Source organism: Paraburkholderia nemoris (assembly GCF_905221015.1).
In the GTDB taxonomy this organism is placed as follows: Bacteria; Pseudomonadota; Gammaproteobacteria; order Burkholderiales; family Burkholderiaceae; genus Paraburkholderia; species Paraburkholderia nemoris.
On the sequence record NZ_CAJNBO010000003.1, the window covers coordinates 408,669 to 433,589 of the forward strand.

At 62.1% G+C, this 24,921-nt stretch carries 31 protein-coding genes and 2 tRNA genes; 15 read left to right on the plus strand and 18 right to left on the minus strand.

From position 1 onward, the window contains the following. Positions 1-160: 160 nt before the first annotated feature. From KHO33_RS06695 to KHO33_RS06705, 3 genes are all read left to right on the plus strand, one after another. Positions 161-508 carry a hypothetical protein gene (locus KHO33_RS06695; RefSeq protein WP_128576093.1) on the plus strand — a complete coding sequence of 116 codons (348 nt, stop codon included), beginning with the start codon at positions 161-163 and terminating at the stop codon, positions 506-508. Positions 509-622: 114 nt separating this feature from the next. Further along, the gene (gene dusA / locus KHO33_RS06700) at positions 623-1,624 is read left to right on the plus strand and encodes a tRNA dihydrouridine(20/20a) synthase DusA (protein WP_054034584.1); all 1,002 of its coding nucleotides are present in this window, start codon (positions 623-625) and stop codon (positions 1,622-1,624) included. Positions 1,625-1,726: 102 nt separating this feature from the next. Continuing rightward, positions 1,727-1,802 (plus strand) — tRNA-His (locus KHO33_RS06705). Between the two features lie 167 nt (positions 1,803-1,969). On the opposite strand, the gene KHO33_RS06710 is transcribed toward KHO33_RS06705, so the two are convergent. Next, positions 1,970-2,389 (minus strand): type II toxin-antitoxin system HicB family antitoxin, encoded by a 420-nt coding sequence (locus tag KHO33_RS06710; RefSeq protein ID WP_054034585.1) that lies wholly within the window; start codon positions 2,387-2,389, stop codon positions 1,970-1,972. Positions 2,390-2,466: 77 nt separating this feature from the next. Continuing rightward, the gene (locus tag KHO33_RS06715) at positions 2,467-2,652 is read right to left on the minus strand and encodes a type II toxin-antitoxin system HicA family toxin (protein ID WP_054034691.1); all 186 of its coding nucleotides are present in this window, start codon (positions 2,650-2,652) and stop codon (positions 2,467-2,469) included. Between the two features lie 511 nt (positions 2,653-3,163). Here KHO33_RS06715 and KHO33_RS06720 point away from each other — a divergent pair. Further along, entirely contained in the window at positions 3,164-3,433 is a 270-nt protein-coding gene (locus tag KHO33_RS06720; RefSeq protein ID WP_054034586.1) for a hypothetical protein, read from the plus strand. A 135-nt stretch (positions 3,434-3,568) separates the two neighbouring features. Here the strand turns inward: KHO33_RS06720 and KHO33_RS06725 are convergent, their stop codons facing one another. The 7 genes from KHO33_RS06725 to ssuD form a co-directional block, all read right to left on the minus strand. Next, positions 3,569-3,949: a glyoxalase superfamily protein gene (locus KHO33_RS06725; protein ID WP_054034692.1), complete on the minus strand. Its 381-nt coding sequence runs from the start codon at positions 3,947-3,949 to the stop codon at positions 3,569-3,571. Between the two features lie 68 nt (positions 3,950-4,017). Then, positions 4,018-4,260 (minus strand): DUF6566 family protein, encoded by a 243-nt coding sequence (locus KHO33_RS06730; RefSeq protein ID WP_054034587.1) that lies wholly within the window; start codon positions 4,258-4,260, stop codon positions 4,018-4,020. A 107-nt stretch (positions 4,261-4,367) separates the two neighbouring features. Further along, a complete protein-coding gene (locus KHO33_RS06735; RefSeq protein WP_200564491.1) occupies positions 4,368-4,565 on the minus strand; it encodes a hypothetical protein in 198 nt (65 codons plus the stop codon). 220 nt (positions 4,566-4,785) lie between these two features. After that, entirely contained in the window at positions 4,786-5,001 is a 216-nt protein-coding gene (locus tag KHO33_RS06740; RefSeq protein ID WP_054034589.1) for a TOBE domain-containing protein, read from the minus strand. Between the two features lie 47 nt (positions 5,002-5,048). Continuing rightward, positions 5,049-6,053: an ATP-binding cassette domain-containing protein gene (locus tag KHO33_RS06745; protein ID WP_054034590.1), complete on the minus strand. Its 1,005-nt coding sequence runs from the start codon at positions 6,051-6,053 to the stop codon at positions 5,049-5,051. Continuing rightward, positions 6,050-6,907, minus strand: a complete 858-nt coding sequence (ssuC, locus tag KHO33_RS06750) for an aliphatic sulfonate ABC transporter permease SsuC (RefSeq protein WP_054034591.1) — start codon at positions 6,905-6,907, stop codon at positions 6,050-6,052. The genes KHO33_RS06745 and ssuC overlap by 4 nt, the downstream gene beginning before the upstream one ends. A 56-nt stretch (positions 6,908-6,963) precedes the next feature. Continuing rightward, entirely contained in the window at positions 6,964-8,124 is a 1,161-nt protein-coding gene (ssuD, locus tag KHO33_RS06755) for an FMNH2-dependent alkanesulfonate monooxygenase (protein WP_054034693.1), read from the minus strand. Between the two features lie 520 nt (positions 8,125-8,644). On the opposite strand from ssuD, the gene KHO33_RS06760 reads away from it, so the two are divergent. Continuing rightward, positions 8,645-9,070, plus strand: coding sequence for a hypothetical protein (locus tag KHO33_RS06760; protein WP_200564490.1), 426 nt, complete (start codon positions 8,645-8,647; stop codon positions 9,068-9,070). 104 nt (positions 9,071-9,174) lie between these two features. On the opposite strand, the gene KHO33_RS06765 is transcribed toward KHO33_RS06760, so the two are convergent. Together KHO33_RS06765 and KHO33_RS06770 are read right to left on the minus strand one after the other, a co-directional pair. After that, the gene (locus KHO33_RS06765; RefSeq protein WP_054034592.1) at positions 9,175-10,311 is read right to left on the minus strand and encodes an enoyl-CoA hydratase/isomerase family protein; all 1,137 of its coding nucleotides are present in this window, start codon (positions 10,309-10,311) and stop codon (positions 9,175-9,177) included. A 46-nt stretch (positions 10,312-10,357) separates the two neighbouring features. Then, positions 10,358-11,251, minus strand: coding sequence for a TetR/AcrR family transcriptional regulator (locus KHO33_RS06770; protein WP_054034593.1), 894 nt, complete (start codon positions 11,249-11,251; stop codon positions 10,358-10,360). Between the two features lie 135 nt (positions 11,252-11,386). Between KHO33_RS06770 and KHO33_RS06775 the strand changes: the two genes are divergently transcribed. Beyond that, a complete protein-coding gene (locus tag KHO33_RS06775; protein WP_054034594.1) occupies positions 11,387-12,397 on the plus strand; it encodes an NAD-dependent epimerase/dehydratase family protein in 1,011 nt (336 codons plus the stop codon). A gap of 73 nt (positions 12,398-12,470) precedes the next feature. Here the strand turns inward: KHO33_RS06775 and KHO33_RS06780 are convergent, their stop codons facing one another. After that, positions 12,471-12,755, minus strand: coding sequence for a DUF1488 family protein (locus KHO33_RS06780; protein WP_054034595.1), 285 nt, complete (start codon positions 12,753-12,755; stop codon positions 12,471-12,473). Between the two features lie 266 nt (positions 12,756-13,021). Here KHO33_RS06780 and KHO33_RS06785 point away from each other — a divergent pair, with 266 nt between their 5' ends. Beyond that, positions 13,022-13,213, plus strand: a complete 192-nt coding sequence (locus tag KHO33_RS06785; RefSeq protein WP_054034596.1) for a hypothetical protein — start codon at positions 13,022-13,024, stop codon at positions 13,211-13,213. Between the two features lie 63 nt (positions 13,214-13,276). Continuing rightward, a complete protein-coding gene (locus tag KHO33_RS06790) occupies positions 13,277-13,660 on the plus strand; it encodes a hypothetical protein (RefSeq protein ID WP_200564489.1) in 384 nt (127 codons plus the stop codon). A 14-nt stretch (positions 13,661-13,674) separates the two neighbouring features. On the opposite strand, the gene KHO33_RS06795 is transcribed toward KHO33_RS06790, so the two are convergent. Further along, positions 13,675-14,007: a DMT family transporter gene (locus KHO33_RS06795; RefSeq protein ID WP_407673224.1), complete on the minus strand. Its 333-nt coding sequence runs from the start codon at positions 14,005-14,007 to the stop codon at positions 13,675-13,677. Between the two features lie 10 nt (positions 14,008-14,017). Then, the gene (locus KHO33_RS06800; protein WP_054034694.1) at positions 14,018-14,515 is read right to left on the minus strand and encodes a heme-degrading domain-containing protein; all 498 of its coding nucleotides are present in this window, start codon (positions 14,513-14,515) and stop codon (positions 14,018-14,020) included. Positions 14,516-14,774: 259 nt separating this feature from the next. Between KHO33_RS06800 and KHO33_RS06805 the strand changes: the two genes are divergently transcribed. The 7 genes from KHO33_RS06805 to KHO33_RS06835 all read left to right on the plus strand — a co-directional run bounded on the left by KHO33_RS06805 (position 14,775) and on the right by KHO33_RS06835 (position 20,218). Next, positions 14,775-14,851: transfer RNA gene (locus KHO33_RS06805), tRNA-Met, on the plus strand. Positions 14,852-15,170: 319 nt separating this feature from the next. Further along, positions 15,171-15,716 carry an NUDIX hydrolase gene (locus KHO33_RS06810; protein ID WP_093632565.1) on the plus strand — a complete coding sequence of 182 codons (546 nt, stop codon included), beginning with the start codon at positions 15,171-15,173 and terminating at the stop codon, positions 15,714-15,716. Between the two features lie 9 nt (positions 15,717-15,725). Next, positions 15,726-16,463 (plus strand): leucyl/phenylalanyl-tRNA--protein transferase, encoded by a 738-nt coding sequence (gene aat / locus KHO33_RS06815; protein ID WP_054034598.1) that lies wholly within the window; start codon positions 15,726-15,728, stop codon positions 16,461-16,463. Between the two features lie 116 nt (positions 16,464-16,579). After that, a complete protein-coding gene (locus KHO33_RS06820) occupies positions 16,580-17,401 on the plus strand; it encodes an arginyltransferase (RefSeq protein ID WP_093632564.1) in 822 nt (273 codons plus the stop codon). A 162-nt stretch (positions 17,402-17,563) separates the two neighbouring features. After that, on the plus strand, positions 17,564-18,541 hold the full coding sequence (locus tag KHO33_RS06825; RefSeq protein ID WP_234476839.1) for a quinone-dependent dihydroorotate dehydrogenase: 978 nt from the start codon (positions 17,564-17,566) through the stop codon (positions 18,539-18,541). A gap of 115 nt (positions 18,542-18,656) precedes the next feature. Next, positions 18,657-19,451, plus strand: coding sequence for a cystine ABC transporter substrate-binding protein (locus tag KHO33_RS06830; protein ID WP_054034599.1), 795 nt, complete (start codon positions 18,657-18,659; stop codon positions 19,449-19,451). Positions 19,452-19,558: 107 nt separating this feature from the next. Then, complete coding sequence (locus KHO33_RS06835; RefSeq protein ID WP_054034600.1) at positions 19,559-20,218, plus strand: amino acid ABC transporter permease; 660 nt, start codon at positions 19,559-19,561, stop codon at positions 20,216-20,218. A gap of 37 nt (positions 20,219-20,255) precedes the next feature. Here KHO33_RS06835 and lepB read toward each other — a convergent pair whose 3' ends face one another. From lepB to KHO33_RS06855, 4 genes are all read right to left on the minus strand, one after another. Further along, a complete protein-coding gene (gene lepB / locus KHO33_RS06840; protein WP_054034601.1) occupies positions 20,256-20,954 on the minus strand; it encodes a signal peptidase I in 699 nt (232 codons plus the stop codon). 118 nt (positions 20,955-21,072) lie between these two features. Further along, positions 21,073-22,071 carry a Gfo/Idh/MocA family protein gene (locus KHO33_RS06845; RefSeq protein ID WP_200564487.1) on the minus strand — a complete coding sequence of 333 codons (999 nt, stop codon included), beginning with the start codon at positions 22,069-22,071 and terminating at the stop codon, positions 21,073-21,075. Between the two features lie 141 nt (positions 22,072-22,212). Further along, a complete protein-coding gene (locus KHO33_RS06850) occupies positions 22,213-22,929 on the minus strand; it encodes a FadR/GntR family transcriptional regulator (protein WP_200564486.1) in 717 nt (238 codons plus the stop codon). A gap of 381 nt (positions 22,930-23,310) precedes the next feature. After that, the gene (locus KHO33_RS06855; RefSeq protein WP_054034602.1) at positions 23,311-24,849 is read right to left on the minus strand and encodes a mannose-1-phosphate guanylyltransferase/mannose-6-phosphate isomerase; all 1,539 of its coding nucleotides are present in this window, start codon (positions 24,847-24,849) and stop codon (positions 23,311-23,313) included. Between the last annotated feature and the right edge of the window lie 72 nt (positions 24,850-24,921).

A 24,921-nucleotide genomic window follows, 5' to 3' on the forward strand; every position in this document is an offset into this window, starting at 1 on the left:
AGTTTGGAAGGTTCGCGTAACGGGCGGCCGCTATGGCGTTGGATTGCGGCGCATGCGTCACGGAAGCCCGGTGGTAAATCCGGGCCGTAATTTGCGGACACAAATCCTGCTGAACTCCCGGGTGCGCCGTTTTTCTCAATCTCATACGAGGGAGAAAATCGTGAGCAGGCTCATTGCATCAGTCGCGATGTTGGCCGTGGCGGCAAGTCTCACCGGTTGCGTGGTCGCGCCGGGATACGACTACGCCTACGCGCAGCCCTATTACCCCGGCTACGGTTATGCCTATGGACCGGTGTATGGACCGGCCTACGGTACGGTGGACATCTGGGGTGGTTGGGGTGGTCCGTGCTGTTATTACCATGGACGTGGCGGGTACTGGCACGGCGGCGGGTGGCATGGTGGAGGTTGGCACGGAGGCGGCGGCTGGCATGGCGGCGGGGGTGGCTCCCACGGCGGCGGCGGGGGCAGCTCGTGGAGCAGCGGCGGCAATGGGGGGCATGGGCATTGATGCGGTGGCCACCGGCCGGCCTGCCCTCTCCGGCGCTGCGGGTCTTCGGCCCAAACGGGAAGTTTCGTGCGTTGCGGTAAAATCGGGTTTTGATAGATGCCGTCCGCCCGCCCCATGTCTTCAGCTCAAACTCCCAGTCCACGCCGCGTTTCCGTCGCGCCCATGATGGACTGGACCGATCGCCACTGCCGCTCGCTGCATCGCGTGATTTCGCGTCATACGTGGCTTTACACCGAAATGGTCACCACCGGCGCGTTGCTGCACGGCGATGTGCCGCGCCATCTGGCGTTTACGCCCGAAGAGGCGCCGGTCGCGTTGCAACTCGGCGGCAGTGAGCCTGACGACCTCGCGCGCTCGGCCAAGCTGGGTGAGCAATGGGGCTATGACGAGATCAATCTGAACTGCGGCTGTCCGTCCGAGCGCGTGCAGCGCGGTGCGTTCGGCGCCTGCCTGATGAACGAGCCGAAACTCGTTGCCGATTGCGTAAAGGCAATGCGAGATGCGGTCTCCGTGCCGGTCACGGTTAAGCACCGGATTGGCGTCGATGAGGTCGAGGACTATAGCTTTGTGCGAGACTTCGTCGGCACAATCGCGGACGCCGGTTGCAACGTGTTCGTCGTGCACGCGCGCAACGCGATTCTTAAGGGCTTGAGCCCGAAAGAGAACCGCGAGATTCCGCCGCTCAAGTACGACTACGCGTATCAGTTGAAGCGCGACTTCCCGCATCTGGAGATCATCATCAACGGCGGCATCAAAACGCTTGATGAGGTGGAGACGCATCTTCAGCATATCGATGGCGTGATGCTTGGGCGCGAGGCGTATCACAACCCTTATGTGCTGGCCGACGTCGATGCGCGCTTCTATGGTTCGACAGATGCGCCGCTCACACGCGAGCAGGTCGAAACCAAGCTGATCGAATATTGCGCGGCTGAAATGGCACGCGGCACGTACCTTGGTTCGATCACGCGTCATGCACTTGGTCTCTATCGTGGCGAAGCCGGTGCACGCGGATGGCGTCGCGTGCTGTCCGATAGTAAGCGTCTGGCGGCGCGCGACCTGACCATCTTCGATGAGGCAAGACAGCATCTGCGTGAGCCCGTCGAAATTTTTGAATAAAGGACTAGGCAAACGGGATTCTTGTTCGTATAATCTCGTTTCTTCATCGACGAGCCAAGTTTCTCAGCAATGAGTTGCTAGCAAGTCAAGCAGATGTCAGTGGTGGCTGTAGCTCAGTTGGTAGAGTCCAGGATTGTGATTCCTGTTGTCGTGGGTTCGAGCCCCATCAGCCACCCCAAAGAATTCAAGCAGTAAAAGTTTGATCAAACGGCGTTGTGAGAAATCACAACGCCGTTTTTGTTTTATCTCGCGCTTTGCCACGCCGCGAAGCGCACTCTTGTTCGGCGGACTTCCCAATTGAAAATCTCGTCGGCGCGAGGGTTTCAATTGGGAAAGAGACGCGGATCAAACCAGCCGCACTTCCAGGCGCCTGCCAAGAACGGCAAATGCAGACTCGACCATCTCGATCTTCGATGAATGGCGGAAATTCAAAAGACGATCGACCTGCACCTGGTTGACTTTCAATCGACGCGCCAACTCCGCCTTACGCACGTTCTGTTGCAGCATTTCGTTTGCAAGCAGGACCTTCGAGGTCACGAGAGCAGGAAGCGTTACGACGCGCTGGCCACGCTTTGCCTTCGACGGCAAAGGAATGAACCGCTTTTCCGAAAAGTAGATCTCAAGTGCGGCCTCCAGTGCGTCGAGGGCCTGCACGTCTGCATCATCTTCGTTCTCTCCAACGGTGATCGCTTCAGGCACGTCCGGAAACGTGACGAGGAGCGTGCCATTGGAATCCGGCGTCAGCTCGATGGGGTACGACAACATTACGGTTCTCCAGTGGGACTGCTTCAAGAAAAACACAAAGCCCGCGAGTATCGGGAGAGGCAGTCAGCCTCTCCTGCTCATTTGATACCAAGCTGCCTCTTGATCGCCGCGACGAGATGGGTACCCATTTCCTTGGCGCCGTGATCCGGGAAGATGGTTGTCTTGCCGTTGAGCGTGACCCGGTAGTGACTTGAGCCGCTCCTGTGCTTTTCGAAAGTCGCACCTTGTTTCTTCAGCCACTTCCTAAACTCGCTGTACTTCATGTTCCTCCTCTTTTTGAGCAAGACGAGGAAGAATACAACACAAATGTTGTATCAAAAAACCAAAAAACACAACATCTAAGTTGTATTTTTTTGGGATGTAAGCACGGCATGAAAGGGAACATTGGGCTTGGTCAATAGCCCCAAGCAGCGTCGGCGTGCGCTGCGGCCACTAGACGCGCCGCGATGCAAATCAGCGTACTTATGGTCTGGACGGCCGGCATCCCAAGCGTCAAATCCAAGCGCGGCACGCCAGCAAACACCACAGATAACCGCCCTCCCAACCGGGTCTTCGCCCGCCGAAAACGCTTGACAGGCGGGGTCAGACCGCCGCTCACGCCTGTCGCATAACCCTCCGACCGATTATTTCAATACTGAGAATAGTAATTTCAGATTATCGGTACAAATTTTCAATAGTAGGGGTATACACTGCCTTCCATCGACGTTGCAGACACACCTCACCGGCTCCTGCGACGCCTTCCTGAATGAAATCGAAACTTATCGGAGTCACACCATGAAGACCAAGCTCATCGCCGCCCTGTTGGTTGCCGTTTCTGCCTCGATCGCTGCTCCCGCATTCGCTAGCGGCTACGGCCCGGCACCGTTCTACCGTCCGTCGGTCGGCGCACCGGCTTCGCAACAAGGCCAGAACGAGCAAACCGTTGCAGCTGAACGCGCTAATGCCGATTCGAATGCATACGGTGGCGTGAACACCGTGTCGTCGCAATCGGGTACGCGTGCACCGGCTGAATCGGGCCCGCAATCGGTTTTCTTCGGCCACTAATCTGTCGCCGTTGAAGGTTGCCGTTCACAAGACGGCAGCCGAACTGGGCGCCGCGCATGCAGCAATGCATGCCGGCGCCCGGTTCCGTTTACACGGCGGCCGCGCTCACGGCGTCAAGCCCCTGCCGCTACCTCATCACGCCCCGCGCATATCCTCTTTCGGCGATTCGCAAAAACGAATCCGGTTGCCGAACGGATCGACCGTCTCCAGCACTTTCCCCCACGGCAACGCTTCAACGCCTGGTTTCCCGTACTTGTAGTCTTTGCGCTGAAGTTCGGCATGCAGCGCGTCGATGTCGCGCACCGGCACGAAAATCGTCGAGCCGGGCGTCGCGTCGCCGTGATGTTCGCTCAGGTGCAAAATCAGGTCGGACCGGCGCACCTGCGCATAGAGCGGAAAATTGTCCTCGAAGCGGTGTTCCCAGTCGATGGTGAAGCCGAGAAAATCCACGTAAAACTCCCTGGCTTTCTCTTCAGAAAAGATACGGATGATCGGAATGGCGGGTGACAGGTGCACTGCGGTCTCCAGCAAGTCGAAAGATCGCCAGCTTAATCGAATGCGCTCGCCGGCTTACGTGCTTGTGGCTATGCGGCAAGCCCGCCATCGATCGTTTCGCGCGCCGCCTTGAAGCCCGCGAGAGCCGCGGCATGCTCGGTGGACCACAGCGTGTCGATGTGCACGAGCCGCCAGTCAACGACCACCGCATCGTTGCGCAACACCCGGAAATGCGCTTTGACGCCGGTGACCACCTGTTCAACCGCGACTTCAATCTCGTAGTCCCGATAGCGCTCCTGGTAGTCGCCCATGTCGAGGCCTTTCGGCTCCATGATCGCCTCCTTGGTGTCTTGCGTGCCCTTGAATGTCAGCGGCCGCGCCTTTCCGCCGGGCCGTCGTTACGGCTCGGAGCATGCACCGGCCCGCCCTCGCCTGACGATCAGTCGCAATCGCCAGAAAGGTACTGCCGGCTGCTACAGGTGATTTCGACTTCGCCGCCGCTTGCTTCGGCGGCGAGCCCGTTCGTCAGCAACTCCGCCGTGACGGATTGCTCAAACTTCGGCATGGGCTGTCCGACGCCAACATCGTTCAGGCGCCGCAACGCTTCAACCGCTTCCGGACTTAATGACTTCGACATGGCCGTCTCCGTCGTGGTGCTCAGTTCATCGTAGCAAGTTTCGCGGGAGGACGCAGGGGCACGTCGAGGCATACGGGTTGCGTGGTGCCGCACGGATGCGTGGCGGCAGCAAACCCGCTAGCGGAATCAGCAAGGAGGAAGAGATCAAGCGAAGCGGCGCCAACGCAAAATAGCGTTGGCGCGCGAGACGGTCCAAGCAATGCGAATAGTGCAGTCGCGCTTACAGACGCGCGATCGACACCTCCGTCGACTTCACCAGCGCAACCACTTCCGAGCCGACCTTCAGGTCGAGTTCGTCGACCGAACGCGTAGTGATCACCGAGGTGACGATACCGAACGGCGTCTCCACATCGACCTCGGACACCACCGACCCGCGGATGATTTCCTTGACCTTGCCTTTGAACTGATTGCGTACGTTGATTGCGGAAATGGTCATATCGAGTGACTCCAGAAAAGCGATTGAAAACAGTCAGTCAAGGGATGTCAGACGGCCCAGCGGACGTCTGTCGGCCGCGTGAGGCGGCCCTCGTCACGTGCGTCGTAAGCGCGATGGGACAGCGCGTCGTCGTTCGGCGCCGTCTTCAGTACGCGTTGCAACACATGTTCTTCCAGCGCGGCAAAACCGGCCGACGCACGCGCCCGCGGGCGCGCCAGCGGCACCGGCTGATCGAGCGCGATGCGCCCTTCTTCGATCAGCAGAATCCGGTCGCCGAGCGCGACGGCTTCGTGCACGTCGTGCGTCACGAGCAGCGCGGTAAATTGATGTTCGCGCCACAGGCGTTCGATCAGCGCGTGCATTTCGATGCGCGTCAACGCGTCGAGCGCGCCGAGCGGTTCGTCCAGTAGCAGCAATTGCGGCCGATGCACCAGCGCACGCGCGAGCGCCACACGCTGACGCTGACCGCCGGAGAGCTGCGCGGGCCAGTCGTTGGCGCGCTCCAGCAAGCCGACTTCGTCGAGCACGGCGCGCGCATCTTCACGAGCGCTGCGGCCGAGGCCGAGCATCACGTTTTGCAGCACGCTCTTCCAGGGCAGAAGCCGCGCGTCCTGGAACATGATGCGCGTGTCGAGCGGCTGGCCGTCTTCGCTGCGCTTTTCGAGCACGCCCGACGTCGCCTTCTCCAGACCCGCAACGAGGCGCAGCAAAGTCGATTTCCCGCAGCCGCTGCGGCCGACGATCGCCACGAAACTGCCACGCTCGATCGACAAATCAAAATCGGACAGCACCGTGCGCTCGCCGTACTGCTTGCCGACGCCGCGCAACTCGACCGAAAAATCGCCAGAGCGGCGTGCGTCGTTACGCGCCGACGCACCGGTCGCGGAGGGCAAGCCCGCCGCACGCTGGCGATCGTGCGCTGAATCCGCACGGTCGAAGCCGGCAGCCTCCTCGTCCGCGTTGTGATCGGCAGTGCGCGGTTGCGCCAGTTCGGCCTCGAGATCGCTGCCCGCGATGCCGCCGAACGAAGCCGACAATGTCGTTGCGCTCATGTTTTCGCTCCTCGTTGATAGGCAGGATGCCAACGCAGCGACACACGCTCGAGAGTCTTGGCCAGCACGTCGGCAAGTTTGCCGAGCGCCGCGTACAGCAGGATGCCCACCACCACCACATCGGTTTGCAGGAACTCGCGTGCGTTCATCGTCATGTAGCCGATGCCCGACTGCGCGGAAATGGTTTCAGCGACGATCAGCGTGACCCACATCAGCCCGAACGCGAACCGCACGCCGACCAGAATCGAGGGCAACGCCCCCGGCAAAATCACATGCCGGTACAGCGCGAAACCCTTCACGCCATAACTGCGCGCCATTTCGATCAGGTTGGCATCCACCGACCGGATACCGTGAAACGTGTTCACGTAGACCGGGAAAAACACACCCAGCGCGACGAGAAATACCTTCGCCTCTTCCTCGATACCGAACCACAGGATCACGAGTGGGATCATCGCGAGCGCGGGAATGTTGCGGACCATCTGCACGGTCGAATCGAGCGCGATTTCGGCCGGTTTGAACAGACCCGTCGCGAGACCGAGCACGAGTCCGATGCCGCCGCCGATCGTAAAGCCCGACACCGCGCGCCACGTGCTGACCTTCACGTCCGCCCACATTTCGCCGGACTGGATCAGCGACCATGCAGCCTTCACGACCGCGAGCGGTTCGGGCAACACGCGCGTCGAGAGAATGCCGCTGCGCGCGGCGAATTCCCACGCCAGCAGAATCGCCAGCGGCACGAGCCACGGCGCCAGAGGCGCGCCGATGCGGCGCAATGCGCCGACGAGGCCCGCGCCGAAAGCCGCGCCCGAGCCAGCCTGTGTGCCTCGTTCCGCACTCACAGTGGATTGAGCCATGATGATTGTCCTCGTTGCTTATCGATAGGCGTCATTGCCGAACCGGGCGCAAGCGCTCAGCTCGAACTCGCCGCCTTCGGCAGATAGTTGTTGCCGACGATCTCGCCGAACGGCCCCGATAGCGGACCACCCGCGACCTTGCTTTGATGGCCCGGCAGCAGCGGGAACACCAGCTCAGCGAAGCGATACGACTCTTCGAGATGCGGATAGCCGGACAGGATGAACGTGTCGACACCGAGCGCCGCGTACTCGTTCATCAGCGCCGCGACCTGCTCGGGATTGCCGACCAGCGCCGTCCCGGCACCACCGCGCACGAGACCGACGCCCGCCCACAGATGCGGATACACCTCGAGTTCCGCGCGTCCGCCACGCTTGCCGCCGTGCAACGCGGCCATGCGGCGCTGTCCTTCGGAATCCATCTTCGAGAACGAAGCCTGCGCACGGGAGATGGTTTCGTCGTCGAGCTTGCTGATCAGCTTGTCGGCGGCGGCCCATGCTTCTTCTTCGGTTTCGCGCACAATGACGTGGAAGCGAATGCCGAACTTGATCTTGCGGCCGCGCGCTTCGGCGCGGGCGCGAATGTCGGCGATCTTCTTCGCGACGGCCGCGGGCGGCTCGCCCCACGTCAGATACGTGTCGATGTGATCGCCCGCGATGTCGTGCGCAGCCGCCGACGAACCGCCAAACCACAGCGGCGGATGCGGGTTCTGCACCGGCGGATACAACGCCTTGCCACCCTTCGAGGTCAGATGCTTGCCGTTGAAATCGATCGCTTCGTTGGTATGCGCGGCGGTCAGCAGCTTGCGCCAGATATGCAGGAATTCATCGGTGATTTCGTAGCGGGTGTCGTGATCGACGAACACGCCATCGCCTTCCAGTTCAGCCGAATCGCCGCCGGTCACGACGTTGATCAGGAGACGCCCATTCGACAAACGGTCGAAGGTTGCCGCCATGCGCGCCGCCAGACCCGGCGATGAGATGCCCGGACGGATCGCCACCAGAAACTTCAGACGTTTGGTCGCGGCGATCAGGCTCGATGCGACGACCCATGCGTCTTCGCACGAACGGCCGGTCGGCAGCAGCACGCCCTCATAGCCGAGCGTGTCGGCGGCGACGGCGATCTGCTGGAAGTAGTCGTAATCCGCTGCGCGTGCGCCTTGGGACGTACCGAGATAGCGGCTGTCGCCGTGAGTCGGAATGAACCAGAACACATTCATTTGCTGCTCCTGCTTGTTCGAAACTGGATTGAATAGAAACGGTGCGTCGAGTGAACGCGCACACGCCGGCCGCACGCATCCCTCCGGTACAAGAGCCGGCGATGCGGGCGCAAAAAAGGAACGGAAAAACTGCGGCGAAAAGCGGACTAGTTGCGGGACTAGTTCCGACAGCGCATCCGCAAGCGCGTGTGTGCCATGGAGCGGCTGAAGATCGGCATCAGGCAGGACATCGCGACGGCTTCCCTCGACCAGACGTGCGCGTGATGCGCTCGATTAAATGGGCGACGGCGGCAAACACCGTCTGCATGGAGAAACAGTCTATGGATCGAGGCGCGGCTTTTGAACGATTTTTTTTAGCTTAGGTTTTCCACTTTCGTGATTAGCCCGACGCTAAAGCATACGGATGTTGCGCCTTACCTACGCTGGAAGCGGGGTACCCCTATATATAATGGCGCCACGTTTCCAATAATCCGGTGCAGGCCGCGTGAACCGCGCCGCCTGATCTCTCGCGGTGCAATGCATGCAAAAACTCATCCTGCCGTTCGTCGCCGGTTTTCTGGCTTCCCTGTTTTTTCATGAATCGACCTTGGCGCTGCTGCACGCAGCCGGTCTGATCGACCCAACCGGTTTTTCGACCACGCCGTTTTTGCCGCTTGGGCTGCCGGAGTTTATTGCGAACGCGATCTGGAGCGCATTCTGGGCTGTGCTGATGGCGTGGCTCTTGCGAGTTGCGCCGGGACGCCGGGCACCGTGGGTGCCCGCCTTCGTGTTCGGCGGTCTTGCGCTGACGGCGGCGAGCGTGTTTGTGGTCGATCCGTTGCGCGGCATCTGGCCGAGCGGCAACATGCTGCCGCGCCTCGCGGTGGGTTTCGCGGCGAACGCGATGTGGGGCTGGGGCGCGCTGGTGTTCATGCGCGCATTCATGGCGAGTGAAGACGAAGACTGAGGGTCTTCCTGGTGTCTGCTCGTTTTGCCATGCCGAGGCCACGCCCGGCATAGCCCTGCTGCTTCGATTGCTTTAACGTAGCTAACGTTGCGGCCCGATCCCGCTTAACCGCGCAAATCGCGCAATGGGTGTTCGCTTGCCGGCCACGGGCTTTCGAACATCTTGGCTACGTCGGCAACGCTCACGTCTTCGATGCGCGCAAAGCGCCAGCGCGGCGCGTTGTCCTTATCAATGATGCGCGCACGAATCCCTTCGATTGTGTCGCCCTGCGCGAAGCACGTACGCGTCAGATCGAGATCGCCGCGCAGCACGTCGGCCATCGAACCCTCTGCGCGCGTCACCACTTCCAGCGACACGGCCATCGACAACGGCGAACGTTCGCGCAACACGGCAATCGTCTGCTCAGCCCAATCGGCGGAATCGCCGCCGTGCGCTCGTTCCTGCTCCAGCGACGCGAGAATCTGCGTCATGTCGGGCAACGCAAAATGCCGGTCGATCAACGCGCGCGTGCTCGCAAGGGGTGAAGCGTCGGGTTCTGGTACTACTTGATGCTTAGCGGCCTCACGCTCGATACACGCCACCACGTCGGCACCTCGCTCGAACGGCTCGCTGCGCAGTGCATCGACTAACGCGGGCAATGCCGCGTCGTCGATATAGGCGTCGGCGAGACCTGCGTAGAGCGCGTCTGCTGCACCGATCGTCTCGCCCGTGACCGCCAGATAGCGGCCGAGCGCGCCCGGTGTGCGCGCCAGAAACCAGCTCGCGCCGACATCGGGAAAGAGGCCAATGCGGGTCTCGGGCATCGCCATCTTCGTCGAGTTCGTCACCACCCGCAGGCCGCCGGTACGATGCGCTCCCTGCGAAATCCCCATGCCGCCGCCCATCACGACACCGTTCGTCAAGGCGATATACGGCTTCGGGTACGTGAAAATCGCGTGATTGAGCCGGTATTCCTCGGTGAAAAACGTATCGCGCGCGTCATGCTCACCGCGCTGCGCCGACTCGTACAGAAAGCGCACATCGCCGCCCGCGCAGAACGCGCGCGGATGCTGGCTGCGCACCACCACGGCAAGCACGTCGGGATTTTCGCGCCACTGCTCGAGCGCCGCGTGCATCGCGCGAATCATGCCGGTAGACAGCGCGTTGAGCGCCTTCGGCCTTTCCAGTTCGATGAAGCCGATGCCGTTGGCTACGTAAGTTGCGACTTCGTCGCTGACGGCGGGCGAGGCGGAAATAGACATGGAGAGCTAGGCGCGATGGCGCGAAATGAACCGGAACTGAACGTTATCACGCGCTCGCGGCTTTGGGCTTGGTGGCGGGTTTGACGCCTCTCTCAGCGTGAGATTCTGCAGGCGCGTCAGCGGATTTTTTCTTGCCGGCACGCGTAGACTTTGCGGCGCCTTGCGCCTGCCCGGCGGGTTGCATACCGAGCCAGGTATCAAGCGCGACGCCCACCACCGTATCCAGCGGCGCGCTCGGAAACACGGGGCATGTGAGGTTGAGCGCGACGATGCCGTGCAGGGTCGCCCAGAACGCCTCCGCCCACACGGCCACGTCCATTGATGCGGACAAGCGCCCTGCTGCTTTCAACTCTTCGAGCGCGCGGAGCATGATGTGTAACGCGGCGTCGCCGGGGTCGTCGTCGGGTTTCGCCGGCGCAAGGTTCGATTTCCCAGACGCGGAAACCACTGCGGTTGTTCCTGCTGCCGTTGCCTCAGCGGCCGCGGTTTCCACCGTTTCGTTCGCGGCGCCCGCACCGGCGACCGCAGCCACCGCCCCATCCTCGCCCTTGCGAGCCGCACCAGCCGCGCCGCCCAGCGCCGCGCCCGTGTAGCTCGGGTCTTCCATGAAGATCAGCCGGTAGGTCTCCGGATGCGCAACCCCGAATGCCACATAAGCACGCCCAAGCGCCTTCAAGCGCTCAGCCGGATCGGCGATCTGCGCGAGCGGCACAAAGGTGGCCAGCAATTGCGCATAACCTTCCGCACACAAGGCCTGCGCAATTTCATCGCGGCTCGCGAAGTGAAGGTACAGCGTGGCGGGTGAATACTCGATGGCGTCGGCAATCTTGCGCATTGACAGCGCAGCAAAGCCTTCGCGCATCACGATGCGCCGCGCTGCATCGAGGATGCGTTCGCGCAGCGCCTGTTTCTGACGGCTTTTTCGTTCGACGATTCCCATGCCGGGCATTTTCGGCTTGACAAACTGAAAAGTCAAATTAAACTGAACACCGTTTACTGAACAGTGTTTATTAAATTCCCGTCGGTCAGACAAGCTCATCCAGGCGCGGTACGGCGCCGTCTTCAGGAGTCGTTCATGCAAGCTATAGGGAAAGTGGGTTTATTCGGTGCTGCGGGCGCCGCCGGTCAAATCATCGGAGCGGCGCTAAGCGCGGCGGGTCGGGATTATCGGGTAGTCGGCCGCTCGCGCGCGCCGCTCGAGGCGGCCTTCGGCCACGACCCGCATGCGGAAATCGTCACGTGGAATCCGGACGACCCGGCTTCGATCAGCGCCGCGGCGGCCGGTTTGCAGACCGTGATCTACCTGGTGGGCGTGCCCTACGATCAGTTCGCCTCACATCCGCCGCTCATGCAAAAAACCCTCGACGGCGTGACGGCGGCAGGCGTCGAACGCTTCATCTTGATCGGCACCGTGTATCCGTACGGCCGAGCGCGCGGCAATCCGATTAGCGAAAATCATCCGCGTGAGCCCCATACGTTCAAAGGCAAGATGCGGCTCGAGCAGGAAAAACTGGTGCTGGCGGCACACGGGCGGGCGAGCGGGTCGACCAGTTTGTCGACGCTGGTGCTGCGCCTGCCGGATTTCTACGGTCACTGCATCGAACGCAGCCTGATCAACGGCATATTCGAGGGCGCGGCGCACGGCAAGCGCGCGCAGGTAATCGGGCCGGTCGATGTGCCGCACGAATTCATCTACTTGCCGGATATCGGCCCGGTGGTCGAGAAACTCACACGTACGCCTGAAGCGTACGGCCGCTGGTGGCATCTGGCCGGCACGGGCACGATCACGCAGCGCGAAGTGGCGAGACAGGCCTATGCGCTAGCGGGCCGCGAGCCAAAGTTGATGGTGGCCGGCAAGACGCTGCTGCGCGTGCTCGGCCTCTTCAATCCGATAATGCGCGAATTGGTGGAGATGAACTACCTGATGACCGAGCCGGTTGTGCTTGACGACTCGGCACTGACGCAACTGATCGGCCCGATCGCCAAAACCTCGTACAAAGACGGTATCCGGCATGCGTTCGAGGCCGCGCGCGCAGCGGCATCGGCGAGTACGGACACGCACCGGGACGCCGCGAAAACCGCCTGATTGTCGATGTGGACGGCTCGCGCAAGCGAGCGGGTTTGAAGCACGTGATTCGTGGGTGTGCGAACGAACCGGATCAGCCCGCCACGTTACCGGGCGGAAAGTGGCCGCTCTTGAGCAGGACAGGCGTGCCATTGCTGATCTGCAAATGCTCACGTGCAACCGCCTCGATACGCGGACGCCCGGCGTCGAACGCGCGCATCCAGCCTTCGAGATCCTCTGTGTACGCGCCGAAGTGATCTTCGAGCGCCTCGACCGAGATCGCGCACGGCACCGGCTCGCCGTCCACGAGCGCGCGAAAGACCACCGTCAGATTGGAGTCGCGGTAAGCGGGCGCGTCCGCGGGAAACCGAATTTCCATGGTCGCCTCATCAGAAGGATCCGGCAGGAAATGGACACCGGGGAGAACCGGCCGCCCCCGGATATGCCCGATATGGTACTCGCGCGACTGGACCGCGGTCCACCCTCCAGCGTCTGCCCGATCAACGGCGCGCGCCCCATGCCCGTAAGCTACGAATGCAAATCGACACACCGGATTGCACTTGTGCCTACTGCGTCTGTCGAACTGGTTCACCGGCACGATCCGTGCTGACGCAAAGACGCCATTTCGAGGTCAACGAGCACAGTATGGGAAAATATTTTCTGCAGAACCACGAACTACCTGAGCCGGATGCGGCAAACACCTGGTTTGCTTACGCCGAAAGCCACGGCATCGACATTCCGAAAGCCATCAGCATCTGGGAAGACGCAGCGACCGAAAGCGGCTCGGAAAGCCGCCAAATGGTCAGCGCGGCAGGCATCACGATCGAAACGCCTTAACCTTGCGGGCACACTCCGGTGTGCGTGGCGAGTCTCGATACCTATTTGAAAGGAAATATCACGATGCATTTCATGACGCAACTGCGCCGCTCCGGCCGCTTCCGACCCAGCAGCGCCGCGCTTGTCTTAGTCCGCAGGGCGTCCCTGTCTGTCGCCCTGCCCGCCGCCGTGCTGCTTGGCGCGGGCCTCGCCGGCTGCGCATCGTCGAACACCACCTCGCTGATCAATCTGCCGAACGGCCAGACCGGTTTTGCGGTGAACTGCAGCGGCGCCGACGCCGCGTCCAGTTGGGCCTCCTGCTACGTGCAGGCCGGCAAGGCATGTGGCGCGACCGGCTACGACATCGTGTCGAAAGACAACGACGAAGGGGGCGCCGCGGGCGGCAGCGTCACGAACGTCGTTTCGGCTAACGTGAAAAACCGTTCGATGATCGTGCGCTGCAAGTAACGCTCAGTGGACGCTCAGTGCGCCTGCATCTTCGAGAACATGTTGAGCACGGCGACCCCGGCAATGATCAGCCCGAGCCCGATGATGGCCGGCACATCCGGCACTTGCCGGTACATCACGACCGCGACCAGCGTAATCAGTACGATGCCGGCGCCTGACCACACTGCGTAGACGATGCCCACCGGAATAGTCTTCAGCGTGAGCGACAGGCAATAGAACGCGATGCCGTAGCCGATCACTACGACCGCTGCGGGCACCAGCCGCGAAAAACCTTCCGAGGCCCGCATGGCGGAGGTCGCGATGACTTCAGCAACGATCGCAATGGCGAGCAGTGCATAAGGAGGCATCCGCATCGCCTCAGACCTTTGCAAGCGCGAGCTTGCTGTAATCGTGGCCGAGGTGCGCGCACAGCGCTTCCACCACCAGCTCATGATCGGCGCGTTGCGGCAAACCGGACACCGTGATCGAGCCGATCACGCCGGCGCCCGCCACCGTCAATGGAAACGCGCCGCCATGGGAGGCATATTCCGTGACCGGCAAGCCGTGCTTGTCGGCGAGCGTGCTGCCCGCCTGTTGCATCTTCAAACCAATCGCATACGAACTGCGCCGGAAATGCGCGACCGTGTTGCCCTTGCGACGCGCCCAGTCGACGTTGTCCGGCGTCGCGCCTTCGAGCAAGCTGAAGAACAGCGGCTGACCGAAGGTGCGCACGTCGATGGCCGCGGCAATGCCGCGTGCTTTCGCGACCTCGTGCAGATAGGCGCCGATCTGCCAGGCACGGTCGGCATCGAATTGCGGGAACACCAGCGCTTGTTCCTGAGCGGCAATCACCTGTAGATCGTGAGCGATATCCATGGAGTTCTGAACAAGGTAAGAAGTGAAGCGCAGGCCGTAGTGCATGCATCCCGGCGCGCGAAGAGAACCTGGATTCTAGCGCAGCGTGCAACGCGGGCCTTCCGGCATGCGACGCCGGCAATTCATGCCGCGACTTTGGAGGCTGCTGCGCTTTGATGTTCCGCTTTGAAGTTCGCCCGCAGCGGCGCGTATTGAAGCCGCCCCTTAACTAGCTATTGCGTTGGTCTCAGCTTTGTTCTATAATCTTTTCTTCGACGGACGCGGGGTGGAGCAGTCTGGCAGCTCGTCGGGCTCATAACCCGAAGGTCGTAGGTTCAAATCCTACCCCCGCAACCAAGTAGCACTAAATTGGTTCGAAGACGTCGAAAAAACTTTAAAGGCTTGCCCAACCGGCAGGCCTTTTTTGTTTTCTGTCTCCCGCTTTCCGCTTCGAGATTGCGCGCTCATACGGCCGCCCGTGCTTCGCACTCGTTGATCCGGACTCCAAACATATCCGCATTTTTCCTCTACGGTATTCGCAATACCGTCGCGTCTACTCGCGCCTGATCAGCGAAATCTCCCCACCCCTCACCGCCTGGCCCACACCGCCATGGCCCGCTGCCGACAAAGCTCGCCCCAGTGATAAACTCCCATCACCCTTTCTCGTCCCCTTCCTATGAAATTCTGTTCTGTCTGCGGCCACGGCGTCAGCCTGAGCATTCCGCCGGGTGACAACCGCGAGCGCTTCGTGTGTGGAAGTTGCGGCACGGTGCATTATCAGAATCCGCGCAACGTGGTCGGCACCGTCCCGGTCTGGGACGACAAAGTGCTGCTGTGCCGTCGCGCGATCGAACCGCGCTACGGCTACTGGACGCTGCCGGCAGGCTTCATGGAAATGGGTGAAACCACCGCCGAAGCGGCTTCGCGCGAAACGCTGGAAGAAGCCGGCGCGCGCGTCGAGGTGCAGAGCCTGTTCTCGCTGCTGAACGTGCCGCACGTGCATCAGGTGCATCTGTTCTATATGGCGCGCCTGCTCGACCTCGACATCGAAGCCGGCGAGGAAAGCCTCGAAGTGAAACTCTTCGAGGAACACGAGATTCCGTGGGACGAGATCGCCTTCCCCACCGTCGGCCAGACCTTGCGCTTCTTTTTCGCCGACCGTGCGGCCGGCAGTTACGGCCTGCACACGGGCGACATCTTCCGCTCGCTGCGCGAAGGCTGAGCGGCGCGCATGGTTCCCTGGCTCGGACCTGACGATCCGTTTCCCTCCGTCGAGCGCGCGCTCGGCGCGGCAAGCGGCGCACCCGGCCTGCTCGCCGCCAGCGGCGACCTGCTGCCGTCGCGGCTGATCGACGCCTATCGGCGCGGCATATTCCCCTGGTATTCGGACGGCCAGCCGGTCTTGTGGTGGAGTCCTGATCCGCGCATGATCCTGCGCCCCGCCGAGTTCAAACTCTCGCCGTCGCTGCGTAAAACGCTCAAGCGCGTGCTGCGCGAGGACGCGTGGGAAATCCGTGTCGACCATGATTTTGCCGCCGTGATGCGCGCCTGTGCGCAGGCGCCGCGGCGCGGCCAGCGCGGCACGTGGATCACCGCGGACGTGGTCGAAGCGTATTCGTCGCTGCACCGGGTAGGCGATGCGCACAGCATCGAGACCTGGTTCGAAGGCAAGCGCGTAGGCGGTTTATACGGGGTTTCGTTCGGCCGGATGTTCTTCGGCGAATCGATGTTCGCCGAGGTTACCGATGCGTCGAAAATGGCGCTGGCCGCGCTTGTCGGACACTTGCGCTGTCACGAAATAGAAATGATAGACTGCCAGCAGAACACGTCGCATCTGGCGTCGCTGGGCGGTCGCGAGATAGCGCGCAAAGCGTTCATCGCGCATGTTCGCGCGTCTGTCGACGCACCGCCGATTCCCTGGCGTTTCGACAAGACCGTCTTGCGCGATGTCGTCGCGCCGGCGGCGTAGGAAGAATCAGGCCGAATCCGGATCCGTCGCCTACCGAGCCGCGGGTCACGAGCCGCGGGTTTCAAACCGCAAGGCGCCGGGTTTGCAATACCAGAGACGCTTCGAGAGCTGCCAACGTGACTCATCCCAACGAGCTGCCTCTTTCTCCGCTTTCAGCGCTGCAATTTTATGCAACGGCGCCCTATCCCTGCAGCTATCTGGATGGACGCATCGCGCGTTCGCAAGTCGCCACGCCCAGTCATCTGATCAACTCCGACGTCTATACCGATCTTGTCAAAGCCGGTTTCCGTCGTTCGGGCGTATTCACCTACCGCCCGTATTGCGATGGCTGCCGCGCCTGCGTGCCGGTGCGCGTGCCGGTCGATCATTTCGAGGCGAACCGCACGCAACGCCGGGTCTGGAAGAAGCACGGCGAGCTGATCGCAACGGTCGCCCCACTGCATTACGACGAAGAGCACTACGCGCTCTATATGCGCTATCAGTCGGCACGGCATGCCGGCGGCGGCATGGACCGCGACAGCCGCGACCAGTACGAACAGTTCCTGTTGCAGAGCCGGATCAACTCGCGGCTGGTCGAATTCCGCGAGCCGCTGCCGGACCATCCGTCAGCGCCGGGCATTCTGCGCATGATCAGCATGATCGACATCCTCGGCGACGGGCTCTCGTCGGTGTACACGTTCTTCGAACCGGGTCTGCCGCACACCAGCTTCGGTACCTACAACATCTATTGGCAGATCGAGCAGGCGCGGAGCCTGAAGCTGCCCTACGTCTACCTCGGCTACTGGATTCGCGAGAGTCCGAAGATGGCCTACAAGGCGAATTTCCGGCCGCTCGAAGGTTTGATCGACGGTGTCTGGAAGGTGCTTGATCCAACCAGCATCGATCTGCCGCCAGTCGATCTGGCGATTCAGGGCAGGCGCGGGCCGCTGCGGCCTTAACGTGGGCCATAAGGTGACCATCACGTGGCCATAGCGGTCCCTGCCAGTTAGTCTCATTAATGCCGCAAAGCCGGTAAAATGGCGGGTTCCCATTTTCCGGCCGCCCGGCTTCGTCCCGTGTTCAGTTCCCTCTACCCGCTCGTACGCGCCCAACTCTTTCGCATGGACGCGGAAGACGCTCACCACCTGACTTTGCGTGCGCTCGGCGCCGCGGGCCGCACCGGCCTCGCAAGCGCGCTCGCGCCACGCGTGCCGGATTCGCCACGCACCGTAATGGGGCTGACGTTCAAGAACCCGGTCGGGCTCGCCGCGGGCCTCGACAAGGACGGCGCGTGCATCGACGGTCTGGCGGCGCTCGGTTTCGGCTTCATCGAAGTGGGCACGGTCACGCCGCGCGCGCAGCCGGGCAATCCGCGCCCGCGCATGTTCCGCCTGCCCGAGGCGAATGCCGTGATCAACCGGATGGGCTTCAACAACGCGGGCGTCGACCAGTTCGTCAAGAACGTGCAGGCCGCGCGCTATCGCGGCATTCTCGGCCTGAACATCGGCAAGAACGCCGACACGCCGATCGAGCGCGCCGCCGAAGACTATCTGTACTGCCTCGAACGCGTGTACCCGTTCGCGAGCTACGTGACGGTCAACATCTCGTCGCCGAATACGAAGAATCTGCGCCAGTTGCAAGGCGCAGGCGAACTCGACGCGCTGCTCGCGGCGCTCAAGGACAAGCAGCAGCGTCTCGCCGACATGCACGGCAAGCTGGTGCCGCTCGCCCTGAAGATCGCACCGGACCTCGACGACGAACAGATCAAATCGATCGCCGATACGCTGTTGCGCCATAAATTCGAAGGCGTGATCGCCACCAACACCACGCTGTCGCGCACCGCCGTCACCGGCATGCAATACGGCGATGAAGCCGGCGGCCTATCGGGCAAGCCGGTGTTCGACGCGTCGAACGAAGTGATCCGCAAGCTGCGCGCCGAAGTCGGCGAAACGGTGCCGATCATCGGCGTGGGCGGGATTTTCTCGGGCGAAGATGCGCGCGCCAAGCTCGCGGCAGGCGCTGCGCTGGTGCAGCTCTATACCGGCTTCATCTACCGCGGACCCGCGCTGGTGGCCGAATGCGCGCAGGCGCTGCGCTAAGCCGCCCCCGACCCGCCTCCGTAATATAGACATAAACAAACGGTATTTAGGTTTCGATAGTCTGTTTTGTTATGCTTTCGTCTGTTAAAACGCCAGACGAACAAAAAGGAATTCGATGAAATTTGGCTTGCTGAAAAAGATGCTCGTCGCCGGCCTGATCGGCGCGTCGTTCACTGCGCTCACCGCCCACGCGGACGACCTGCTCGACCAGGTCAAGCAACGCGGCACGCTGCGCATCGGCCTGGAAGGCACCTTCCCCCCGTTCAATTCGAAAGCGCCGTCGGGCGAACTGGTCGGCTATGACGTCGACATCGCCAAGGCCGTTGCAGCCAAGCTCGGCGTGAAGCCGGAATTCGTCACGACCGAGTGGAGCGGCATCATCGCCGGTCTGCAGGCGAACAAGTTCGACGTGATCGTGAATCAGGTCGGCATCACCGACGCACGCAAGCAGGCACTCGACTTCTCACCGGCGTACACGTATTCGGCCGCACAACTGATCCAGCGTAAAGACGACACGCGCCAGTTCAAATCGCTCGACGATCTGAAGGGCAAGAAGCTCGGCGTCGGTCTGGGCACGAACTACATGGACATGGCGAAGTCGGTACCGGGCATCGACGTGAAGACGTATCCGGGCGCACCTGAATACCTGCGTGATCTGGCCTCCGGCCGTCTGGATGCGGCGCTGAACGATCGCCTGATGCTCGCGTATCTGATGAAGAACTCGCAACTGCCGCTGCGCACCGGCGCGACGGTCGGTGCGGGCAACCCGTCGGGCATTCCGTTCAGAAAGGGCAATCCGAAGTTCGCCAAGGCGATCGACGACGCGATGACCCAACTCGAAGCGGACGGCACGTTCTCGAAGATTTCGGACAAATGGTTCGGCATCGACGTCAGCAAGCCGATCAAGTAACGCACGCTGGATGAAACGAAGGGCGGCATCGTCAACGATGCCGCCCTTCGCTTTTGTCTATCATGTGCGCCCATGCGCACTTTGCGCGCCAACCTTACCCACCGCTCATGTCCACCACTTCCCTGCTCGTCCAATCGCTTCCTGTGCTCGCACAGGGCGCCGTCCTGACGGTCAAGTTCGCGGTTCTGTCGATGATCTTCGGCCTGATTGCCGGCGCCGTGCTCGCGGTGATGGGCGTCAGCCACAACCGCGCGTTGAACTGGATCGCGCGCGTTTATGTGAGCGTGTTCCGCGGCACGCCGCTGCTGGTGCAGATCTTCGTGATCTATTACGGCTTGCCGAGTCTCGGCATTTCGCTCGACCCCACGCCCGCTGGCGTGATTGCGTTGTCGGCGAACGTGGCGGCGTATCTGTCGGAGAGCATGCGCGGCGCGATTCTCGGCATTCCCAACGGCCAATGGCTGGCCGCCTATAGCCTGGGGCTCTCGCGGCGTCAGACGCTGCGCTACGTGATCGCGCCGCAGGCCTTGCGCATCGCCGTGCCGAGTCTGTCGAACAGCTTGATCAGCCTGATCAAGGATACGTCGCTCGTGTCGGTGATTACCGTGACCGAACTGCTGCGCAGCGCGCAGGAGATCATCGCATCGACCTATCAGCCGCTGCCCCTGTACCTCGCGGCAGCCGCGGTCTACTGGGTGCTGTGCCAGGTGCTCGAGTGGGTACAGCATTGGTACGAAAAGCGCCTCGCGCTGCCGTCACGTCACTGAACTGAACCCAACTGGACCAACTACGCCGCCGCGCTGCCTACCGGCTGGCAGCTAGCGACGCCGTATCCAGCGGCGCGCCAAAGCGCTCGAAGCGCGGTTTGTAGTAGTGATCCGGGTCGAGCGAATACGCGACATGACGCGTGCGGCCCATCAGCTCCTTGCGCGGAAAGAAGCCGAAGTAACGCGAGTCGGCGCTGTTGTCGCGATTGTCGCCGAGCATCAGATACTCGCCTTGCGGCACGAGCACCGGACCGAACGAATTACGCGGACTCGGCGCGTCAGGCGCGAGCCGCACCGTGTGCGTCACGCCATCGAAGCGTTCGGTCAGATAGTCGCCGGGAGATGTCGCATCGCCCGGCAGTGGCTTGAGTTTCAGCGGCTGATAATCGGCCCGTACGCCATTCACATACAGCACGTTGTCGCGCATTGCGACGCTGTCGCCGGGCAAGCCGATCAGACGCTTGACAATCAATTCATGCGCGGCCGAAGAATCGATCGTGACGATGTCGCCGCGCTGCGGATCGTGCAGATGCGCGATCGTGATGTGGGTGAGCGGCACGCGCAGATCGTAGGCCATCTTGTCGACGAAAATCCGGTCGCCTTCGCGAATCGTCGGCAACATCGAGCCGCTCGGCACGACGTTCCAGTCGGCCACGGCGCTGCGAAACAGCACCATCAGGAACAGAAAGGCGACGAGGCTCTTGTTGTCGCGCCACAGTTTTCCAAGCATGCGCATCGCAGGCGGCTCCAGTGGAAGGTGATCGAAAGCTGTGGGTGCGTGGCCCTTTTTTGTCGAGTCCACGCGCCCGCGCAAATCGTACCACCGCCGTGGGAAGCAACGCTGCGACGGACTCTCACTCCCCTGCGAACTTGAGTCCCAACGCGGCGCGCGCCGCGTCGGCCATCTCGATCATCTGCAGCGACTTGCTGTGCGGCATCAACGGGCTTTCAATCTGCCCCGCTCGAATCAGCTCGCAGAAATGCGCGGTCTCGTAGTTCAGACCGCCGCCTTCGAACGGCTCGTCGAGCTCGACCACACGACCGTCGCCGTAGCGGATCGTCGCGCGCGACGGATTCCACCAGGGCTCATGAATCGTGACATGGCCGCTCGTGGCCATCAGCAACGCGTCGCCCTTGCCGTGCAGATCGAGTCCGCAGAACAACTGGGAGATACCGCGTTCATGCTGGCTGTTCAGGCTCGCGAATGTGTCGACGCCGGTCGAGCCGAGCCGCCCGAGCGTCTGCACCTCACGCGGGGCACCGAGCCAGTCGACCGCGAGGAACATCTCGTAGACGCCGATATCGAGCAGCGCGCCGCCCGCATGCTCGAACGACAGCGACGGGTGATCGTCCGGAACGCCCGGCACCGAGCAGCCGGCGCGCACGAGCCCCACGTCGCCGATCGGTTCGGCATCCAGATGCGCGCGCAACTTTCTGTAGAGCGGATAAAACGGCGGCTTCATGGCTTCCATGAAAAGCCGGTGTTCGGCGCGCGCAACCTCGAGCACATGTTCGAGCTGCGGCTTGTTGATGGTGGCGGGTTTTTCGCACAGCACGTGCAGACCGGCTTTAAGCGCGGCGATCGCGTAATCCGCGTGACTGTCCTGAACGGTGGCGATATAAAGCGCGTCGACACCGCTTGCGAGCAGCGCGTCGAAACTCGCGCACACCTCGCCGCCGAATTCCGCGGCGAAGGCCATGGCCGGTTCGGCGCGGCGTGACCACAGCGCGCTCAGCGACGCCTGCGGCACATGAGTGAGTCCAAGAGCAAAGCGACGGGCAATGCGGCCCGTCCCGACGATCCCCCAGCGAATCATGCCGCCCGCCGGGGCTTCCTGCGTTGCAATTGTCATCGTTCCTTCGAGTCCGTGCAGTTCAGAACAGGCGCTATTGTGACGCAAGCCGCGCGCGCATGCGCAGGCATGCTGTCGCGCCGTTCGTTATGCAAGGTCCCAGCAGGAAGGCGCCCCTGGTTGCCGCCGTAGCGGCCGCGCTCAGCGCACCGGGGGTTCCGACGTAAAGTTGCTGCCGATCTCTTCCGCGGTGTAGTCGATCATCGCCAGCGAGGCGATTTCGGCTTCCTTCGGATCGCGCCGTTCGATCGCTTCGACCACGCGCTGATGCGTGCTCACGGCCTTCTCCCACAGACCGTCTTTCTGATTGACGATCGGGTTGACGGTCGACAGCGCGCCGCGAATGATCGCCGCCATCTGCTTGAAGAACTGATTGCCGCTCGCCACCACAATGCGAGCATGGAACAGTTCGTCTGCCGCCTGATAGCCGGCCTCACCTGGCCGGATCACGCGGAACGCCTCGAAGGCCTCGCGAATCGCCGCGATGTCGGCCGCACTGCCGCGCGCGGCCGCCTGCGCCGAAGCACGCGGCTCGATCAGGATGCGGAACTCGATCACGTCGCGCAGAAACAGCGGATCGGGTTTCGCGCGAAAACGCCAGTTCACGACGTCCTCGTCGATCATTCGCCAATCGCTCATCGGCCGGATGCGCGTGCCGATCTTCGGCCGCACGTCCAGCATGTCGCGCGCGAGCAGCATCGACAGCGCCTCGCGCATGACGGTGCGGCTGACGTCGAACTCCTTGGACAGCACATCCTGCGGTGGCAGGATGGCGCCGTACTTCTCTTCCACGATGCCGGTCACGAGTCCATCCATGACTTTGCTGACCAGCGATCGATCCTTATTTGCCTGTTCCATTTTGATACTCTCCCCGAAGCGGTGTTTGCCCCCGCGTAGCCTGTTGATCAAGCAGCCCTCGTGTGTCGTTTTATGTAGGTCTGATTGTTCTTTTACGATACGTTGCTAGCTTCGAAACGGTTGCGCCAGTTGGGAAACGTCCGGAGAGGGTTATCCCTCTGAAGAATTGTTTCGTTCATGTAACGCCGCATGTTTTGACGGGCCATAAGCTTGCGTCTCAAGCGTGCCTGCGTTGCGAAATTTGCATAGTGCGAAGACGCACGTAGTGAATCGATTTGTCTGATCCGCAACACGGGGTGGGGAATGGGCCGGCAGGCAACAGGCGCGCCAGCCGACTTCTGTGGGTTACTAGCGGGAAATGTCCGGGCCTGCTTTGCCGGTCTACTGGCTGCGGCCATACTGATCGTCGAAACGCACGATGTCGTCCTCGCCGAGATAGCCGCCTGATTGCACCTCGATGATTTCTAGCGGAATCTTGCCCGGATTCTCGAGCCGGTGCGTGACGCCGAGCGGAATATAGGTCGATTGATTCTCCGAGAGCAGAAAGGATTCCTCGCCGCGCGTGACGCGCGCCGTGCCGCACACCACCACCCAGTGCTCGGCGCGATGAAAGTGCATCTGCAATGAGAGCCGGCCACCCGGTTGCACCACAATGCGCTTCACCTGAAAGCGTTCGCCGCGGTCGATCGAATCGTAAAAGCCCCAGGGCCGCTGGACCTTGCGGTGCTCATGAACTTCCGCCCCATGCTCCGCTTTCAGACGGCCGACAATGGCGCGCACCTCCTGCACGCGGTCCTTCGCGGCGACCAGCACCGCATCGGCCGTTTCAATCACCACGACGCCTGTCACGCCGACGCATGCGACCAGCCGGCCGTCCGAATGCGCGAAGCTGTCGGCCGAGCCTTCGAACAGTACCCGGCCGCGGCCGACGTTGCCATCGGAGTCCTTCTCGGACAACTGCCAGACCGCGTCCCATGCACCGACGTCGGACCAGCCGGCAACCAGAGGCACGACTACACCGGTCAGCCGTACGTCAGAACCAAGATGCTCCATCACTGCGTAATCGATCGAATCGGAGGGACAGGCATCGAAAGCAGCGCGATCGAGATGAAGTGCGCCGGCGCTGTCAAGCGAGGCCCGCGCAAACGACTCCGCACATGCCGAGGCGATCAAGGGACAGCAACGCGCGATCGCAGCTAGCCATACCGAAGCACGCATAACGAAAATGCCGCTGTTCCACCAGTACTCGCCGCTGGCGACATATCGCTCGGCCAGTTCTCGATCCGGTTTCTCGACGAAGCCATCGATCGCACGCTCCCCCTGCCGCCCGACCGGCACGCCGGTGCGGATGTAGCCATAGCCCGTCTCCGGCCGCTCGGGCGGCACGCCGAGTGTCACAATCGCGCCCTGCGCGGCATGAAACACAGCCTGCGCGAGCGCAGCGACGAACGCAGCGTTATCAGCAATCATGTGGTCGGCCGGCATCACGATGAGCACGGGGTCCGGGCCGTCCGGCATATCGGCTTGCGCGGCAAGCGCGGCGAGCGTCAGCGCGGGCGCTGTATTACGCGGCGAAGGTTCAAGCAGGAGGCGAGGCCCACCGTCGCAGCGCTCGAGCCGTTCGACGGTCGCGAGGCGCAGTTCGGCGCCGCATACGACAATGGGCGCCGCCCGCTCGAAACGCGGTGCGGCGTGCGTGTTGGGGTCCCCCGCAAACAGCCGGTCCAGCCGATGCACTGTCGATTCGAGCAGCGACTCGTCACCGAACAGGCTGATCAGTTGTTTGGGACTTTGCTCGCGCGACAGCGGCCATAGCCGCGTGCCCGAGCCACCTGCGAGAATCACCGGCTGGACGGTGCAGTACGCCAGCGCCTCGCGTGCCAGCGCCTCCTGCGTGACCGGCAATGCAAAATCGTTCATTCGAATCTCTCCCAATGCACAACACTCCGGGCCCCTCGCGACGAGGATTGAACCCGGCACAGCAAGCATCAC

What these genes read in the sequence shown, in the direction of transcription:
- dusA (WP_054034584.1), top strand. Translation starts at nt 623, where the DNA reads ATGTCTTCAGCTCAAACTCCCAGTCCACGCCGCGTTTCCGTCGCGCCC.
- KHO33_RS06710 (WP_054034585.1), bottom strand. Translation starts at nt 2,389, where the DNA reads ATGTTGTCGTACCCCATCGAGCTGACGCCGGATTCCAATGGCACGCTC.
- KHO33_RS06715 (WP_054034691.1), bottom strand. Translation starts at nt 2,652, where the DNA reads ATGAAGTACAGCGAGTTTAGGAAGTGGCTGAAGAAACAAGGTGCGACT.
- KHO33_RS06720 (WP_054034586.1), top strand. Translation starts at nt 3,164, where the DNA reads ATGAAGACCAAGCTCATCGCCGCCCTGTTGGTTGCCGTTTCTGCCTCG.
- KHO33_RS06730 (WP_054034587.1), bottom strand. Translation starts at nt 4,260, where the DNA reads ATGGAGCCGAAAGGCCTCGACATGGGCGACTACCAGGAGCGCTATCGG.
- KHO33_RS06735 (WP_200564491.1), bottom strand. Translation starts at nt 4,565, where the DNA reads ATGTCGAAGTCATTAAGTCCGGAAGCGGTTGAAGCGTTGCGGCGCCTG.
- KHO33_RS06740 (WP_054034589.1), bottom strand. Translation starts at nt 5,001, where the DNA reads ATGACCATTTCCGCAATCAACGTACGCAATCAGTTCAAAGGCAAGGTC.
- KHO33_RS06745 (WP_054034590.1), bottom strand. Translation starts at nt 6,053, where the DNA reads ATGAGCGCAACGACATTGTCGGCTTCGTTCGGCGGCATCGCGGGCAGC.
- ssuC (WP_054034591.1), bottom strand. Translation starts at nt 6,907, where the DNA reads ATGGCTCAATCCACTGTGAGTGCGGAACGAGGCACACAGGCTGGCTCG.
- ssuD (WP_054034693.1), bottom strand. Translation starts at nt 8,124, where the DNA reads ATGAATGTGTTCTGGTTCATTCCGACTCACGGCGACAGCCGCTATCTC.
- KHO33_RS06760 (WP_200564490.1), top strand. Translation starts at nt 8,645, where the DNA reads ATGCAAAAACTCATCCTGCCGTTCGTCGCCGGTTTTCTGGCTTCCCTG.
- KHO33_RS06765 (WP_054034592.1), bottom strand. Translation starts at nt 10,311, where the DNA reads ATGTCTATTTCCGCCTCGCCCGCCGTCAGCGACGAAGTCGCAACTTAC.
- KHO33_RS06770 (WP_054034593.1), bottom strand. Translation starts at nt 11,251, where the DNA reads ATGGGAATCGTCGAACGAAAAAGCCGTCAGAAACAGGCGCTGCGCGAA.
- KHO33_RS06775 (WP_054034594.1), top strand. Translation starts at nt 11,387, where the DNA reads ATGCAAGCTATAGGGAAAGTGGGTTTATTCGGTGCTGCGGGCGCCGCC.
- KHO33_RS06780 (WP_054034595.1), bottom strand. Translation starts at nt 12,755, where the DNA reads ATGGAAATTCGGTTTCCCGCGGACGCGCCCGCTTACCGCGACTCCAAT.
- KHO33_RS06785 (WP_054034596.1), top strand. Translation starts at nt 13,022, where the DNA reads ATGGGAAAATATTTTCTGCAGAACCACGAACTACCTGAGCCGGATGCG.
- KHO33_RS06790 (WP_200564489.1), top strand. Translation starts at nt 13,277, where the DNA reads ATGCATTTCATGACGCAACTGCGCCGCTCCGGCCGCTTCCGACCCAGC.
- KHO33_RS06795 (WP_407673224.1), bottom strand. Translation starts at nt 14,007, where the DNA reads ATGCCTCCTTATGCACTGCTCGCCATTGCGATCGTTGCTGAAGTCATC.
- KHO33_RS06800 (WP_054034694.1), bottom strand. Translation starts at nt 14,515, where the DNA reads ATGGATATCGCTCACGATCTACAGGTGATTGCCGCTCAGGAACAAGCG.
- KHO33_RS06810 (WP_093632565.1), top strand. Translation starts at nt 15,171, where the DNA reads ATGAAATTCTGTTCTGTCTGCGGCCACGGCGTCAGCCTGAGCATTCCG.
- aat (WP_054034598.1), top strand. Translation starts at nt 15,726, where the DNA reads ATGGTTCCCTGGCTCGGACCTGACGATCCGTTTCCCTCCGTCGAGCGC.
- KHO33_RS06825 (WP_234476839.1), top strand. Translation starts at nt 17,564, where the DNA reads ATGGACGCGGAAGACGCTCACCACCTGACTTTGCGTGCGCTCGGCGCC.
- KHO33_RS06830 (WP_054034599.1), top strand. Translation starts at nt 18,657, where the DNA reads ATGAAATTTGGCTTGCTGAAAAAGATGCTCGTCGCCGGCCTGATCGGC.
- KHO33_RS06835 (WP_054034600.1), top strand. Translation starts at nt 19,559, where the DNA reads ATGTCCACCACTTCCCTGCTCGTCCAATCGCTTCCTGTGCTCGCACAG.
- lepB (WP_054034601.1), bottom strand. Translation starts at nt 20,954, where the DNA reads ATGCGCATGCTTGGAAAACTGTGGCGCGACAACAAGAGCCTCGTCGCC.
- KHO33_RS06845 (WP_200564487.1), bottom strand. Translation starts at nt 22,071, where the DNA reads ATGACAATTGCAACGCAGGAAGCCCCGGCGGGCGGCATGATTCGCTGG.
- KHO33_RS06850 (WP_200564486.1), bottom strand. Translation starts at nt 22,929, where the DNA reads ATGGAACAGGCAAATAAGGATCGATCGCTGGTCAGCAAAGTCATGGAT.
- KHO33_RS06855 (WP_054034602.1), bottom strand. Translation starts at nt 24,849, where the DNA reads ATGAACGATTTTGCATTGCCGGTCACGCAGGAGGCGCTGGCACGCGAG.